The following is a 15,120-nucleotide window of genomic DNA, read 5'->3' on the forward strand; positions in this document are numbered from 1 at the left end:
GTCACGCCGTCGCTGCGCGACGGACACCGGAAACGGCGTCGTCTGGTGAGACCGGGGCGTCGCGCAGCGACTGCAGGATGGTAGGCGGGGCTTTCAAGCCCCGACGCGGCGGCACGACGACATCAACATGCGATTGCCCCGGTTCGTGACTCAGGGCGATGGCATGTTCATTGGTGTTCCCGAGGCATCATGGCACGGGCGGTCGGGGACTGAAGTCCCCGCCTACACGCATGCAGTCGCTGCGCGACGGACACCGGAAACGGCGTCGTCTGGTGAGACCGGGGCGTCGCGAAGCGACTGCAGGATGGTAGGCGGGGCTTTCAAGCCCCGACGCGGCGGCACGACGACATCAACATGCAATCGCCCTGGATTCTAAGATGAGTCTCTTGCATCGGTCCTGAGAGGAAACTATATTCACCAGCGCACCACGTCAACGTTGACGGTGAGGTGAGTATGGCAACTCCCGTGGCGCTGGAAGTCAGCCCGTCGCGCGCTGGTGCGCGGATGTCGCGCGCACGTCGTCGTGAGGCGCTTGCCGGGTACCTGTTGCTGTTGCCGTGGGCCATCGGCTTCCTGCTGTTCGTGGCAGGGCCGCTGGTGGCGTCGGCCGCGCTGTCGTTCACGGCGTTCGACGTGGCCCGGCCGCCGCGCTTCGTTGGCCTGGAGAACTACGTCAACGCGTTCACCAGTGATGACCGTTTTCTCAGCTCGCTCCAGCTCACCTTTGTCTACGCCGTCGTCTCGGTGCCGCTGGCGTTGTTCGGGTCGTTGTTGTTGGCGTTGCTGCTCAACCAGCGGCTGCGCGGCACCTCGCTGTACCGGACCTTCTTCTTCCTGCCGAGCCTCACCCCGGCCGTGGCCGTGGCGATCCTCTGGACGTGGCTGCTCCAGCCAGATGTGGGGCTGGTGAACTACCTGCTCAGCCTCGTTGGGATCACCGGGCCGAAGTGGCTCGGCTCGACGGAGTGGGCGATGCCCTCGCTGATCGTCATCGCGTTGTGGACCGGCATCGGCGGCAACCGCATGATGATCTTCCTCGCCGGACTCCAGGGCGTCCCGCAGGAGCTGTACGACGCGGCGGACATCGACGGCGCGGGCGCGGTCCAGAAGTTCCGCCACATCACCCTGCCGATGATCTCCCCCACGATGTTCTTCAACCTCGTGCTCGGGATCATCGCAGCGCTCAAGGTGTTCACCGTCGCGTTCATCGCGACGCAGGGCGGGCCAGCCTTCTCGACGTGGTTCATCGCCCTGCACATCTGGTCGCAGGCCTTCAAGTATCTGGAGATGGGGTACGCCTCGGCGCTGGCGTGGATCTTCACGCTGATCCTGCTGCTGCTCACCGTGGCGCAGTTCCGGCTGTCGCGGCACTGGGTCTACTACGAGGGGGAGGATTCCAGGTGAGCGCGTTGATGGTCGAGCTGGCCGATGAGCGCACGCCAGTTGCCGGCAGCGAGCACGTCGGGCGGCAGCACAGCCTGCGTCGGCGGGTGATCCTGCACGCCGTCACCATCACGCTGGCGCTCCTCGCGATGTTTCCGTTCATCTGGACGCTCGCCAGCTCGCTCAAGACGCCCGCCGAACTGGTGCTCTTCCCGCCGCCGCTGCTCCCGTACACGCCGCAGTGGGGCAACTACCTGGAGCTGTGGCGGGTGGTGCCGTTCGGCACCTGGCTGCTCAACTCGCTGATCTTCACCATCGTGGGGACCATCGGGGCGGTTGCGTCGGCGACGCTGGTGGCGTACTCGTTCGCCCGTTTCCGCTACCCGGGGCGAGACGTCTTCTTCCTGATCACCCTGGCCACGATCATGTTGCCCGTCGAGGTCACCATCATTCCCCAGTACCTGCTCTTCTTCAACATCGGGTGGATCGACACGCTGCTGCCGCTGATCGTGCCGCAATGGCTGGGCGGCGGGGCGTTCAACATCTTCCTGATCCGCCAGTTCATCATGTCGCTCCCGCGTGACCTGGACGAGGCGGCGCTGGTCGACGGCGCGAGCTACCTGCAGACGCTCTGGTACGTCCTGCTGCCGCTCTGCATTCCGGCCCTGGCGACGGCGGCCATCATCACGGCCATCGCGAACTGGGACGCGTTCCTGGGCCCGTTCATCTTCCTGAACTCGAAGGACAACCTGGTACTCGCGGTCGGGATCCGCGAGTTCCAGTCGGTCGGCTCGGCGACGGGCGGCGCAGTGGTAGGGGGCCTCCGTCGCGATCACCTGCTGATGGCCGCCGCCACGCTGATGACGCTGCCCGTGATCGGGCTGTTCTTCGTGTGCCAGCGCTACTTCGTGCGTGGCGCGGTGATGTCCGGCATCAAGGGCTGAGGGAGGACGACGATGCGAACCCTGTCCCGTCGTACGCTGCTGGGGATCGGCATGGGAGCGGCGGCAAGCTCGTTCCTGGGGGCCTGCGCCCCGCCGCCCGCGCAAAGCGAGGCGACCGCCGCCGCGAAGACTGGCGCTGCGCCAGCGGCCCCGGCCGCGAAGCCGGCCGACGCAGCCAAGCCGGCTGAGGCCGCGAAGCCGGCTGCCCCGGTCGCGGCTGGCGCGAAGGAGCTGGTCTTCCACTGCCGCCAGGGTGACCTCGCCAACCACTTCACTGCCTACGCCGAGAAGTGGAGCCAGAAGAACCCGACCACCCCCATCAAGATGGAGACGATGGTCGCCACGAACGAGTACTGGGTCAAGCTGGCGGCGCTGCACGCCTCGAAGACCATCGGCGACAACGTGGTCGATATCAGCCGCTTCTTCCCGGAGATGGCGAACAAGGGGCTGTACCGCGAGATCCAGCCGTTCGTGGACGGCGAGAAGTTCGATCTCGGCCAGTACTACCCGGCGGCCGTCGAGAATGGCCGCTTCGACGGCAAGCTGTACGCCCTGCCGGAGACGTACCAGTTCCAGGCCGTCTTGATCTACTACAACAAGGACCTGTTCGACGCGGCGGGCGTCAAGTACCCGGACGCCACCAACGCGACCTTTGACGAGATCGTCGAGAAGGCGACGAAGCTGACCAAACCGGCCGACGGCATCTTCGGGTACGGTGGAGCCAGTGGCGCCCACCACATCATCATCCGCTCGTTCGGCGGCGATGTGCTGGACGAGGAGCGCAAGAAGTCACGGCTGGCCGAGCCCGAAGCGATCAAGGCCGTGGAGTGGATCCAGGACTTGATCTACAAGCACAAGGCCCACCCGGCCCCGGACCAGATCGCCAACGGCAGCGACACCAACATGTTCGCGGGCGGCAAGCTGGCAATGCTCCAGCAGACCCTCTGGACGGGCACGTTCCTGATCCCGCTGGTGGCCGGCAAGTTCAAGTATGGCGCAGCGCTCCTGCCGAAGGGGCCGACGGGCATCATGGGCAACCACTCCCAGAGCGACCTCGTGGGCGTGACGGCGAACTCCAAAAACCCGGACGTGGCCTGGCAGATCGCAAGATTCATGACGGCGAAGGACATCGGCATTGAGAAGGTCGCGCTGAACGCCGGCGGGCCGGGCGCGCGCCCGGACGTCCAGAGCGATCCGGGCCTGCAAGAGAAGATGATCGGCCTGAAAGAGTTCCAGACGGCGCTCTCGGAGAAGCGCAAGCCGTTCCTGGAGCCGAAGCCGTGGAACGTCCGCACGCAGGAGTTGAACGATGCCTTCGGCCAGAACTCGGACCCGATCTGGCTCAACAAGGTCACACCGGCCGACGGCATGAAGAAGGTCCACCAGGAGGCGCAAAAGGTGCTGGACAAGCCACGACCATGACCAGCGGAAACGTAGACGGCTCAGGATTGCGCGCGGTGGTGGTGGGGGCGGGCTTCGCCGGCGAGGGCCACACCATCGCGCTGCGTGAGAACGGCGTCGCCATTGAGGCGATCTGCGCGCGGACGCCCTCGGCGGTGCAGGCGATGGCCGACAAGCTGGGGGTGCCGCGCGCCTCGACCAACTGGCGGGAGACGCTGGCCGAGATCAAGCCGGAGATCGTCGCCGTCGCGACGCCGGCCGGCGCGCACGCCGAGGTCATCGACGCGGCGCTGGACGCCGGCTGCCACGTCTACTCGGACAAGCCGCTGGCGCCGTACGCCCCCATTGCCCGCCGGCTGTACGAGCGCGCGGCAGCGGCGGGAGTCAAGCACGCCTATGCGGCCACCCACCGCTACGATCCGAGCGTCGAGTGGCTGGCGGAGCTGGTACGAGACGGGGTCATCGGGCGGGTGGGCGAGGTCGAAGGGACGTTCCGGCGTCACATCCACCCCCTGACGCCGTGGTCCTGGTACGACTCGGTGGAGCTTGGCGGCGGCCTGCTCCACAACGCCCTGCCGCACTGGCTGGGCATCTTGCAGCGCGTCCTGGGTGGGGAGCTGCAGGCGGCGGTGGGCGAGACGCGGCGGGTCCGCGAGCGCGCACCGTTTGTCCCCGACATCCACGATTTCCGCCTGCGCGGCGCGATGCGTCCCACGCCCGAGGAGGCCGAACGTCTGGAGTGGCGGGACTGCGACTCGGACAGCGGGTTCACGGCGCTGTTACGGATCGGCACGCGGGATCCGGCGGCCTCGGCCCAGGTCTCGATCTCGGCGACGGGTCACCCGGCCGCCTGGCCGCCGCACGGCTGGCGCTTCCACGGGACCGGCGGCACCCTCCTGGCGGATGGGCACTTCTCATACTCGGTGCGCCTGCACCGCGCGGGTGATCCGGCCGACCAATGGGAGGAGTTGCCCGTGCCTCAACGCATCCTGGACGCGCACCCGCGGGTGGGCGACGAGTTCCAGCGGAAGTGGACGGCGCTGGCGCGAGACTTCGTCGGGGACATCGTCGGCCAGCCGCGGGATCGCTACCTGACCTTCCGAGACGGCTGGCGCTTCCAGGAGGCATTCGACACGATCCGTGCTGGCGGCGGCTGGACGACCATCCCTACCCGATCTGATGGACCTGGACATCAACCCGGGCCGGCGTCGGGGTGATCGGAACAGGATGACTGGCCATCGTGATGAAGTCGCCCTGTTTGATCTGGCCGGTGCTGTTCAGGTCTACGTGCACCTCCACGAGATAGGCGCGCCCCGGCTCCAGCCTGGACGCACTGCGTAGCTCGTACGGGACGCCTGCGCCGGGTTGATGGACCGATACACCGCTGATGACCTGCTCGGCCACGGTCTGAGCCGCGGCGCCAGCCATCGTCACGTCGCGCAGCTTGATGCGGAGGGTTGCCCCATCGAATGGCGGCGCGCTGCTGTCGAAGCGCACAGCGCCGCTCACGAGCACAGGGGTTGGTGCCGCTGATCCGCTTCCCATGATCCCGCTCTCATCTGGCTCTCGTTCTCAGCATCTGGCGGCGCCGACGCGCCTCGGGCCAGGAAGGCCCTCACTTGTCAGGGGAGTGAGGGCCGCTCCCGGATCGGCACGTCAGCGCACAGCCGCTTCGACCACCTTTGACGACGCACGGGCCGGCGTCCCGGCAGGCGTCCCAGCGGTCAGCCCCCCAGTCACGGCAGCCCGAACCTCGGACTCGTCCATGACGCCGCGCAACGCCTCCACCAGTTGCGGCAGCGCCCGGTCGAGCGACTCCCACCAGCTGCTGCCGCTGCTGGCCGGGCTGGCGGCCCGGCCAGCGTAGAGGGCGCGCACCGCCGCCACGTCGCCGTCGCTCAGGCCGATCCGCTGGCCGATGGACTCCCCGTGGGGCGTCACGATGGTCGCCGCGCCGTTGCTGCTGAACGCCGTCGCATTGTAGTGCATGATCGAGGCGTAGTCGTACGGCCCGATATCGTCGCCATCGGTGATGTGCTGGAAGAAGTTGTGCATCATGTCGGGCTGGATGTTCGCCCACATGATCTTGACGAACCGGTCCCGGTCCTCCCGGCTCTGCTCGTGCCACAGGCCGAGCGTGTGGCCGATCTCGTGGATGACGTTGCCCGTGGTGCAGGTCAGGGCCAGCTCGACGAACTGCTGTCCGCCCATCCGCCCGACCGACGAGGCGCAGCCGCCGCCGCGCCGGAACGTCACATAGTCCGTCTCGTTGGTCCGCTGGACGAACTGGATCAGCCCGCCGGTCCGCTGCTGCCAGTGGTTGATCGCGTTGGCGACCCGCGTCGGGCTGGGCAGGGCCGGATCGATGGCGTACGGCACCCGGCCGTTCGGCCAGCGATACCGGTCGCCGGTGATCGCCACGCCAGCCGCCATCAACCCCGCGCCGCGAGAGGGATCGGAGTTCTGCAGCGCGTCGGTGATCGCCGTCATCTCCTGGACCTCGCCCAGGATGATGTCGGCCTCGGCCATGGCGAAGACGCGGTCGTCCTCCACCGCGTTGCGTGGCGTGTAGATGACCGGTCGGACGAGGTTCGGATCGACCAGGCTCTTGATGAAGCAGTACCGGTACTCCTGGTTGAGGGTGAGGCCCTTCGCCAGATCCGGGTTGTCTCGGAACGCCTTCCGGTCCTGGTCAATCGGGCTGAGGCTCGCATCAGGCGAAGCGTCGGCGTCGGCGGCGGGCGCATCGTACCGAGCCTTGCCGCGCCGGAGCGTGTTGCGCGGTGCAGGCGCTGCGTCGGCTGGGGCGGCCGGAGTGGAGAGGGCCGCGTACAGCTCAGCGGTCTGCCCATCGTCGGCAGCCACCGCCTCGTCAGCGGGTATTTCCGCGGCCACCGTAGATCCGACATCCAGCGGCGCGGCGTCACGACGCGGTTCGCGCTGCTCCAGCACGGCGCCGAGGTTCGACTGGCTCCCGTACTCGACGATCGCGCCATCGACGAGGCGGAACATGTCGATGCCGGTGATCGTCAGATCGCGCGAGCCACGGCCACGCTTCTGGCCCGGCTTCGCCGTCCAGCGCGCAACGACCCGGTCTCCGGCCACGACCAGATCCTGCACCTCGACGTCGAGATACCCGAAAGCGCGGCTGACCAGCTCCGAGAGCCACACGATGCCCTCGCGGCCGGGCGGCTGGCCGGGCAGCCGGTCGTGCACGACCGCGTCGGCGGAGACCAGCTCGGCGGCGATCTCCGGCGACAGGGCAGCTACCACGCGGTCAAGAAATCGACGGACGATGCGCTCGTTGGTGTCTGCGGCGGACATCTTCTCCCCCCGTGATCGATCGAATCGGCTGGCGGCGTCGAGCCTCTGGCAGTCTGACACGGGCTCCCTCGCCGCCCCCGGCCCGGATCGGCATCTGGGAGGGGCGGTGCGAAGGTGAGGCGGCCCGCCTGATGGGCCGCCTCGGAACCGGTAGGACGATCAGCGGAACGCCGACGCGAACGCCGACGGTATCCCGGCCTGGCCGGCCGAGCCGCTGCCCATGTCGCCGGACATGCCGCCCGGCTGGTCGAGGCTGCCGACGACCTGGGTCGCGATGGGCAGCAACGCCCGCAGCACGTCGAGGAAGCCCTTGTTCTGCACGACCTCTTCGACCTGCACCGGCCCGCCGAACGCACCCTTCTGCTGCGCCAGCAGCCGCGATCCGATCTGGATCGCCACGGGCACGAGCCGCGCGATGGCCCCCCAGAACTTCTCCTGCTCGGGCGAGGCTGGCGCATCCGAGGCCATGCCAGCCGGGGCATCCAGGTTCTGCACGACTCGCGCCGCGATCGGCAGGACCGCCCGCAGAATGTCGAAGAAGCCCTTGTCCTGGGCGATGTCGTCGGCCGAGACGACGGCCTTGCGCCCGCCCACCAGCGAGGTGACGAGGTTCACCGCCGCCGGAATGACGGCCGCGAGAATACCCCAGAACTTCTCCTGCTCGGCGCCGGTGGTCGCCGCCGGGGTCGCGGTGTCGGAGGCCATCCCGCCGGGCTCGTCCAGGGCGTTGACGACCTGACTCGCAATCGGCAGAATGGTCCGCAGGATGTCCAGGAACCCCTTGTCCTGCATCACCTCGTCGAGAGTGGCCGGGCCGGCGAAGGCGCCCTTCTGCTGGGACAGCAGCCGCGATCCGACCTGGAGCGCAATCGGCACGAGCCGCGCGATGGTCCCCCAGAACTTCTCCTGGTCCGGCCCTGGCGTCGGCGCGGTGTCCGACGACATCCCGCTCGGCGCGTCCAGGCTCTGCACGACCTGCGCGGCAATCGGCAGGAGCGACTGCAGAATCCGCAGGAAGTTCTTGTCCTGCGCCAGATCGTCAACCGAGACGGCCCCGCCGCCAGCGCCCTTCTGCTGCGCGAGCAGCGTCCGGCCCAGCTGCACGGCAATCGGGATGCACCGGGTGATCGTCCCCCAGAACTTCTCCTGGCTGGCGTCCTGGCTGGCGTCCTGGCTGCCCGAAGCCATGCCCCACCCGTACGCACCGTAGCCAGTCGGCGTGCTCGTGCCGTACATCGTCGCCATCATGTCCTCCCCGCATATGCATGCTGTCGCTCGGTCGGCGTGCTGTCGGCCGGCCTGAGGGCCCGCGAAAGCTCCTCAAGCAGCCGCTGGAAGTCGGGTGTCAGCCAGGTCGGCGTCGTCGTGGTCCCCGTGGACGGGGCCGGGCCGGTCGGCGTTGGCGCAGGCGCGCCGCCGATGGGCCGCAGGGTGATGAACGCGTACGCGCCGAGTCCGACAGACTTGCTCGTCTCCTGCAGCAGCGGCGTTTGTCTGAATCCCAGGCGCTTCAGCTCCTGGGCCGTTGTGTCGAGCAATCGGCCAGCCGAAATCTGTTCGACGCTCCCTTCGGACGCTACCAGGGCATCAAGCGACCTCCTTAGCGCAAAGGTGAAGGCGGACAGCCGCGCGGGCGGCTCCTGGGTCGTCGTGGCGGCGGTGCTGGCGGCGGCCGTCTGATCGGCCTGACACGCGCTGAGCAGCAGCCCGTTCAGCTCGAGGTCCGTTGCGTCGGCAGCGTCGCTCTGATCGGAGACGGGGTACAGCTCCGGGTCGGACGCCTGCGCCAGCTCGGCGTCGCGGCTGAGACGGTCGGTCTGAAACGTCTTCGCGGCCGTCAGCGGCGGCTCGCTCATCAGCATCGCCGGCCGCCCGAACGGCTTGATCGGCGTGAACGACTTCTCGGCCACGGTGACGGCGTCCTGCTGGTTCGCGTCCGGCCGCCAGACCTTGTTCTCGGTCAGCTCGGCGCCGCCCTGCTCCACGAAGAACGGCTTGGACAGCCCGCCAGAATGGCAGGAATCGAGCACCACGGTCAGGACGCCCGGCGGCAGGCCCTGAGACGTGCGGACCAGCTCATCGTCAAACAGGAAGTCGTCGTAGAGACAGAGGCACTCGCGCAGGACGCCGTCGCGCTCGGTGCGCCAGCCGTGCCCCGAGTAGTAGAAGACCAGCCGGTCGTCAGCCGCCGCGCCGTTCAGAAGCCAGTTCATCAGCCGGTCGCGCACGGTCTGCAGCGTGGCCGCGCCGTCGAAGTACGTTTCGATGGCGTTCTGATCGAAGCCGTAGCGGTCGAGCAGGATCTGCCCGAACGCGCGCGCATCGTCGAGACAGCTCGGCAGATCGTTCCGTTCGCCCGGGTAATCGTTGATGGCGACAATGAGGGCCTTCTTGGTCGGCATCGTCTCCCCTCCCCGCACGTCGATGGTGAGCCCCACGTCGACGCCCGGCAGCGCGCGGCCGGATCGCACGTGGCCCGGCCCGATGCCGCCGGTGTCCGGCAGCAGACCGCCCCAGAGTCCGGCAGCGGGCTGCCCCCGGCAGCCAGCAGCGGGACGCCCCCGCACACTCGCGGCCCAGTCGGCCGGCACGCGCCGCCGGCCCCGCCAACGCCCGTCTCGCCTCAGTGCGAAGGGCGCGGCAACCGCTGGGGGTTCCCGCGCGCCATCAGGTGCGGCTCGACGCTCCTGACGCGGCGGTCACGGGAACCCGTTGACCAAGTCTCGCACATCACCGTGAGGGTTTCGTGAGGTTCTCCTGAGAAGTCCCCCAGGTTCTCGTGCGGTCCGCCTGAGACGCCGTCGATATGGTCGTGAGATTTGGCTGAGGACACGCCCTCACGGTGGCCGCCACGGCGGGGCGGCTGCCCCGCCGTGGCGGCCGCTACACGGTGTCCGGGGCCAGCCGCACCCGGTCGAAGAGCGCCTCGGTCGCGGCCTCCGGCGTGGTGTCGAACTCGGCCCGCAGGATCCCCTCGCAGAGGCGATACTGGCGCAGGGCCTGGGCCCGCTCGCCCCGCCGAACGTAGCAGCGCATGGTCAGGCGGTGGGCGTCCTCGCGGCACGGATCGGCGGCGAGGAGGCGCATCGTGAAGGCGAGGCACTCGGCGTACTCGCCGCGCTCGAATGCGCTCTCCGAGAGCCGGGCCAGCACGCCCAGCTGCATCGAGCGCAGGCGCTCGCGCTCGACAATATCGTGCGCGTCGATGGCGCAGTGGATGTCGCCCTGGTACAGGCACATCGCCGCACGGTGGGCCTCGTCAGCAGCATCCCGGTTGCCGCGTCGCAGGGCAGTGTTGCCCGCGTCCACCAGCCGCTCGAACAGGCGCGTATCGACGTCCACGCCGGCCGGGAGGTTCAGCAGATACCGCCCCTCGCCCGAGACGATGGGCGATTCACCCCCCGGCAGATCGCCAAGCCGCCGCTGCAGGCTGTACACCAGGCTGTTCAGCGACTGCGCGGCGAGCGTCGGCTCGACGTGGCCCCAGATGCGATCCATCAGCGCAGCGCGCAGCACGCCCTGCTCGGGACGGAGCGCCAGGGCCGTCACGAACGCCTCGGTCTTGCCGCCAGGGCGGATGGTCAGCGGCTCCTCATCCCTGAGTATGCGTATCGCGCCCAACAGGCAGATCAGAATACGTGGGTGACTTCCGTAGTCCCACGACGTCGATGGCACGAGCCGCTCATATGACGACATAGCCCCCCCAGCACGCCCCGCCTCCCGTCAGACCGGCGCCAGGTGGGCGGCCTGCCTCCACGCATGCCGTCCGCTGGCTGAATGCCGGTCCCGCGCGGCGAACCACCCCTTCATCGACTGCCGCGCACCGGTGGAGCGTGTTTCGCCACAAGGGCGAGCATTCGTGGATGGTCCTGCACGCAGTGAGGGCGCCCCACCCGCCGCGCGCGGTTCACGCTGGACCAGCCAACGACCCATTCACCTCCGCGCACCGTGGCGCGACAGCACTCGGTCACACCGCGCCACACCACCTACGACACTGGCGGTCGTACCAAGAGAGTGTCGGCCCTCAAACAGATTCGTGCATATTCTCTCACGTGTGAGCGAGGATTTCTCGTAGATCGGTACGGAGAGACTGCACAGATACGATTGGCTGGCGCACGCGCGTTCGGCCGCCCCGATGTTGCTCCCCCGGCAAGCTACGACCGCGGGCCGGGAATCAGCAGCACCGGCAACGTGCTTTGCTCCAGCACGGCCGTCGACACGCTCCCCAGCGCGAGGTGCGCCAGCGCACCCCGGCCGTGCGTCGCCATCATGATGGCGTGGGCCTCGAACTGCGACGCCAGCTCCAGCAGCGCAGCCGCCACCGGGTGCACGCTCTGGACGACCTTCACGATGGCGTCGATGCCGTCAGCGCGGAGTACGGCCGCGAGATCGTCCATCCTGGCGGCCTCGGCTTTGACGCGCTCGGCCAGGTCTGGCGGCTCGAGGACCATGCCGGCCACCGAGACGACGTGCAGCCGGGCGATCCGCGCCAGCAACACCTGCAGCGGCCGGTGCGAGGCCAGCTCCCGCACATAGGCAACGGCAGCCTCCGCAAAGGCCGAGCCGTCCAGCGGCACCATCACGCGCGCTGGCGATGTGTCGGCCGGCACCGGCGAACCCTCGAGCGGCACCATCAGCACCGGCACCCGTGCGCCGTGGATCACCGACTCGGTCACGCTCCCACCAAACCAGCGGTCCAGCCCTCGGCGCTGATGGCTGGCCATCACGATCAGGCTCGCGCCCACCCCGGTCGTCATCGAGCGGATCGCGTCCTCCGGGCTGCCACGACGCACAAAGGCTTCGGCCTGGATGCTCTCCCTGGCCAGCAGGCGCACCAGCCCGTCAAGCTGCGCCATGGTGTCGGCGTCGCCGGTGGCGCCGCCAGTCGGCAGCACGCGCAGCAGCACGATCCGCCCACCGAGAATCCGGACCGCCGCCCTGGCAAAGGGCAGCGCGTGCAGGCCCTCCTCCGAACCGTCCAGCGGGACGAGCACCGTCTGCGCCATCCGTCTCCCCTCCACGAGGTCAGACCGATGATACCGACTCGGCGGCTGCCTGAACGACGGCCGGCCCATGCGACGGCCGGCCGCGCCAGGGGGGTCACGCGCAACATCCGGGGGCGGGGCGGCGCTAGCGGTGGATCAACGAGACGCCCGACGCTTCCTCGGCGGCGCGCAGCACGGCAAACGACCGGCGCGCCACCTCGGCAGGGTCGTAGTCCGGGCGGCGCTGCACCATCACGCTGATCTCGACGGTGACGCAGCCCTCGTAGCCGGCCTTCTCCATCGCCGTCAGGTAGCGAGCGTAGTCGAAGTCGCCTTCGCCGGGCACCAGGAACTCATGGTTGGGCCAGATGCCGCGCTGATCCTTGAGGTCCGTGTGGACTGCGTACGGGATCAAGATCGGCAGGTAGTCGTCCAGGTCGCGGCCCATGCACTCGAAGTGGCTGTTGTCGAGGTTGAGCTTGAAGCTGGGCGAGTTGACGGCCTGCATCAGCCAGACGACCTTCTCCGGCGCGTCCATCGCCTGCCCGACGTGCGGCTCCAGCACCAGCGTGACGCCGCGCGTGCCGGCGTACTCGGCCAGCGCCCCGAAGCGCTCGGCCAGCAGCGCCCTGTCGTGCTCGTAGGTCTCGGGCGTGCCGTACCCCATCGACACGACGCAGGGCGGCCCCTCCGGGCCGGCCAGATCGACGGCGAGGTCGATGGTCGCCCTGATGCGGTCGGCGTTGGCGCGGAGCTTGTCCGGGTCCGGCTCCAGCTGCGTGGCGTGCCCGGCGATGGCCGACAGCTCCAGCTCCGAGGCGGTCAGCAATTGTCGGATGCGCTTCTTCTCGGCCGCGTCGATGGTGACGGCGTCCAGCGGGAACGTCGGGCCGGAGACCAGGCAGGTGCTGGCGTAGCCGGCATCGCGGATAATCGCTAGCTGCTCGTCAACCGGTCGCTCGCGCATCGCCCAGGCACTGAACCCGAGCCGCATCTTGCTCATCTGTCGGTTCCTCCAGGCACGAGGCGCGACACGTCGGGCGCGGCCCGCACGATCTCATGTCGTCCTGAGCTTGCGAAGGACCTCACCCGCTGACGCGATCATTCGGGAGATCCTTCGCTGCGCTCGCAAGCTCGCTATGCTCAGGATGACAAACTTGCGAGTATCGAGTAGGGGCGACCAGCCCATGATGACGGGCGGTTACCCCTTGATGCCAGACATCGTGACGCCCTCGACGAAGAACCGCTGGCCGATGACGTAGAGCAGGAAGATCGGCAGCAGGCTCAGCGTGACGCAGGCCATCAGGATGTGCAGCTCCGAGTTCATCTGGCTGGCGAACTGGGCGATGACCAGCGTCAGGGGCCGCAGCTCCTTGGTCTGCACCACGATCAGCGGCCAGATGTACATGTTCCAGGCCGAGAGCGCGGTGATCACGCCGTAGGCCGTCATGGCGGGCTTGGAGAGCGGCAGGTAGATGCGCCAGTAGATGTCGAACGGGTTCGCGCCGTCCACCGTGGCGGCATCCCCGATCTCATCAGGGATCGTCATGAAGAACTGGCGGAACAGGAACGTGCCGAACGCGCCGTGCGCGAGGATCGGCACGATCAGCCCCTGGTAGGTGTCCTGCCAGCCGAGGCGCGCCACGATGACAAACGTTGGGATCATCGTGACCACGAACGGGATCATCATCGTGCCGAGGTAGCAGAGGAAGATCGCGTTCTTGAATGGGAACTTGAGCCGGGCGAACGCGAAGCCGCCCATCGTGGTGATCAGCCCCTGCCCGATGACAATGGCCCCGGTGAAGATCACGGAGTTGAGGAACGCCATCAGCGTCAGGCGGACGGCCGCCGTCGGGTAGTTGGCCCAGACAATCGGATTGGGGATCCAGCGCGGCGGGTACATGAAGACCTGGTTCTGCGGCTTGAGGGAGGTCGAGAGCATGTACAGGAACGGCATCACCATGAAGAACGCGCCGAAGATCAGGGCGGCGTAGATCAGGATACTGTTCCAGGGGATGCGCCGGGCCGGCCGGCGCGGCATCACGACGGAGGTTGCCGCGGCCATCAGTAGTGCACCCACCGCTTCTGCATGACCCACTGGAGGGCCGTGAACGCCAACACCACCGCGAACAGGATGTAGGCCATCGCCGAGGCGTACCCCATCTGGAAGTTCACGAACGCCGTCCGCCAGATGTTGAACACCAGCACGTTGGAGGCGTTGAGCGGGCCGCCGTCCGTCATCACGCGGATCATGTCGAACGCGCCGACCAGCAGGGCGATGGTGGTGATGATCAGCACGAAGAACGTCGTCGGCGTGACCATCGGCCAGGTGACGTAGCGGAACTGCTGCCAGCGGTTCGCGCCGTCGATGCGAGCCGCCTCGTAGAGGGTGCGGTCCACCCCCTGGAGCGCCGCGAGGTAGAAGATGATGTTGAGCGGGACGCGGTGCCAGATCGCCGTGACGATCAGGGCCGGCATGACCAGCGTCTCGTCAAAGAGCCAGTCCTGGCGCGCCACGCCGAACAGGCCCACCAGCTGGTTGAGCGGTCCGGCCTGCTTGGCATAGATCCACTTGAAGATGATCGCCGCCGCCACGCCCGAGGTCACCAGCGGCAGGAAGTAGACGCCCCGGAAGAAGCCGGTGCCGCGAATGCCAGTGTTCAGCAGCGCGGCCAGCGCCAGCGGCAGCAGCACCGAGACCGGCAGCGCCCCCAGCGTGTAGTAGAGTGAGTTCCGCACGATCTGCGGCGTCTGCGGGTCTCCCACGAAGAACTGCGCGTAGTTGTCCAGGCCGACGAAGACCGGCGGCTCGATGATCGTCCAGCGGAAGAAGCTGACGCCGAACCCGAAGATCATCGGGAAGAGCGTGAACGAGAGGAACAGGAAGAGGTTCGGACCGAGGAAGAGCAGCGCCCACAGCCACTCGCGGCGGGCCAGCCGTCCGCCAGCGGGGCGGGGGACGGCAGTCGGCCGGGGGGCGGCAGCGGGCTGACGTGTCGGCTGGACGAGCGTCGAGCTCACGGGTGTCCTTTCGGATGGAGCAGGGTGGCCGGCGAGGGCGGTGCGGCTGGGCGGCGCAGCGT

Annotated in this window: 13 protein-coding genes; 4 read left to right on the forward strand and 9 right to left on the reverse strand. The window is 68.3% G+C overall.

What is annotated here, in order from left to right; all coding sequences use genetic code 11:
• Positions 1-453 precede the first annotated feature (453 nt).
• The 4 genes from IT306_27780 to IT306_27795 are packed head-to-tail and all read left to right on the forward strand — an operon-like array spanning position 454 to position 4,945.
• Positions 454-1,404 carry a sugar ABC transporter permease gene (locus IT306_27780; GenBank protein MCC7372246.1) on the forward strand — a complete coding sequence of 317 codons (951 nt, stop codon included), beginning with the start codon at positions 454-456 and terminating at the stop codon, positions 1,402-1,404.
• Positions 1,401-2,327 carry a carbohydrate ABC transporter permease gene (locus IT306_27785; GenBank protein MCC7372247.1) on the forward strand — a complete coding sequence of 309 codons (927 nt, stop codon included), beginning with the start codon at positions 1,401-1,403 and terminating at the stop codon, positions 2,325-2,327. Before IT306_27780 ends, IT306_27785 begins: the two co-directional genes overlap by 4 nt.
• A 12-nt stretch (positions 2,328-2,339) precedes the next feature.
• A complete protein-coding gene (locus tag IT306_27790; GenBank protein ID MCC7372248.1) occupies positions 2,340-3,749 on the forward strand; it encodes a sugar ABC transporter substrate-binding protein in 1,410 nt (469 codons plus the stop codon).
• Entirely contained in the window at positions 3,746-4,945 is a 1,200-nt protein-coding gene (locus tag IT306_27795; GenBank protein MCC7372249.1) for a Gfo/Idh/MocA family oxidoreductase, read from the forward strand. The genes IT306_27790 and IT306_27795 overlap by 4 nt, the downstream gene beginning before the upstream one ends.
• Here the strand turns inward: IT306_27795 and IT306_27800 are convergent.
• From IT306_27800 to IT306_27840, 9 genes are all read right to left on the reverse strand, one after another.
• The gene (locus IT306_27800; GenBank protein ID MCC7372250.1) at positions 4,896-5,225 is read right to left on the reverse strand and encodes a YbaY family lipoprotein; all 330 of its coding nucleotides are present in this window, start codon (positions 5,223-5,225) and stop codon (positions 4,896-4,898) included. The two genes, IT306_27795 and IT306_27800, sit on opposite strands and share 50 nt — an antisense overlap.
• Positions 5,226-5,384: 159 nt before the next feature.
• Positions 5,385-7,052, reverse strand: a complete 1,668-nt coding sequence (locus IT306_27805) for an ester cyclase (GenBank protein MCC7372251.1) — start codon at positions 7,050-7,052, stop codon at positions 5,385-5,387.
• A 159-nt stretch (positions 7,053-7,211) separates the two neighbouring features.
• On the reverse strand, positions 7,212-8,300 hold the full coding sequence (locus IT306_27810) for a hypothetical protein (protein ID MCC7372252.1): 1,089 nt from the start codon (positions 8,298-8,300) through the stop codon (positions 7,212-7,214).
• A complete protein-coding gene (locus IT306_27815) occupies positions 8,297-9,643 on the reverse strand; it encodes a caspase family protein (GenBank protein MCC7372253.1) in 1,347 nt (448 codons plus the stop codon). Before IT306_27815 ends, IT306_27810 begins: the two co-directional genes overlap by 4 nt.
• 292 nt (positions 9,644-9,935) lie before the next feature.
• Entirely contained in the window at positions 9,936-10,727 is a 792-nt protein-coding gene (locus IT306_27820) for a hypothetical protein (GenBank protein MCC7372254.1), read from the reverse strand.
• A gap of 479 nt (positions 10,728-11,206) precedes the next feature.
• Positions 11,207-12,058, reverse strand: a complete 852-nt coding sequence (locus IT306_27825) for a universal stress protein (protein MCC7372255.1) — start codon at positions 12,056-12,058, stop codon at positions 11,207-11,209.
• 124 nt (positions 12,059-12,182) lie between these two features.
• Positions 12,183-13,040: a sugar phosphate isomerase/epimerase gene (locus tag IT306_27830; GenBank protein MCC7372256.1), complete on the reverse strand. Its 858-nt coding sequence runs from the start codon at positions 13,038-13,040 to the stop codon at positions 12,183-12,185.
• Positions 13,041-13,238: 198 nt separating this feature from the next.
• Positions 13,239-14,102 (reverse strand): carbohydrate ABC transporter permease, encoded by an 864-nt coding sequence (locus IT306_27835; GenBank protein MCC7372257.1) that lies wholly within the window; start codon positions 14,100-14,102, stop codon positions 13,239-13,241.
• Positions 14,102-15,058, reverse strand: coding sequence for a sugar ABC transporter permease (locus IT306_27840; protein MCC7372258.1), 957 nt, complete (start codon positions 15,056-15,058; stop codon positions 14,102-14,104). The genes IT306_27835 and IT306_27840 overlap by 1 nt, the downstream gene beginning before the upstream one ends.
• Positions 15,059-15,120 lie beyond the last annotated feature (62 nt).

It is taken from the genome of Chloroflexota bacterium (genome assembly GCA_020850535.1).
Lineage (GTDB): Bacteria > Chloroflexota > UBA6077 > UBA6077 > JACCZL01 > JADZEM01.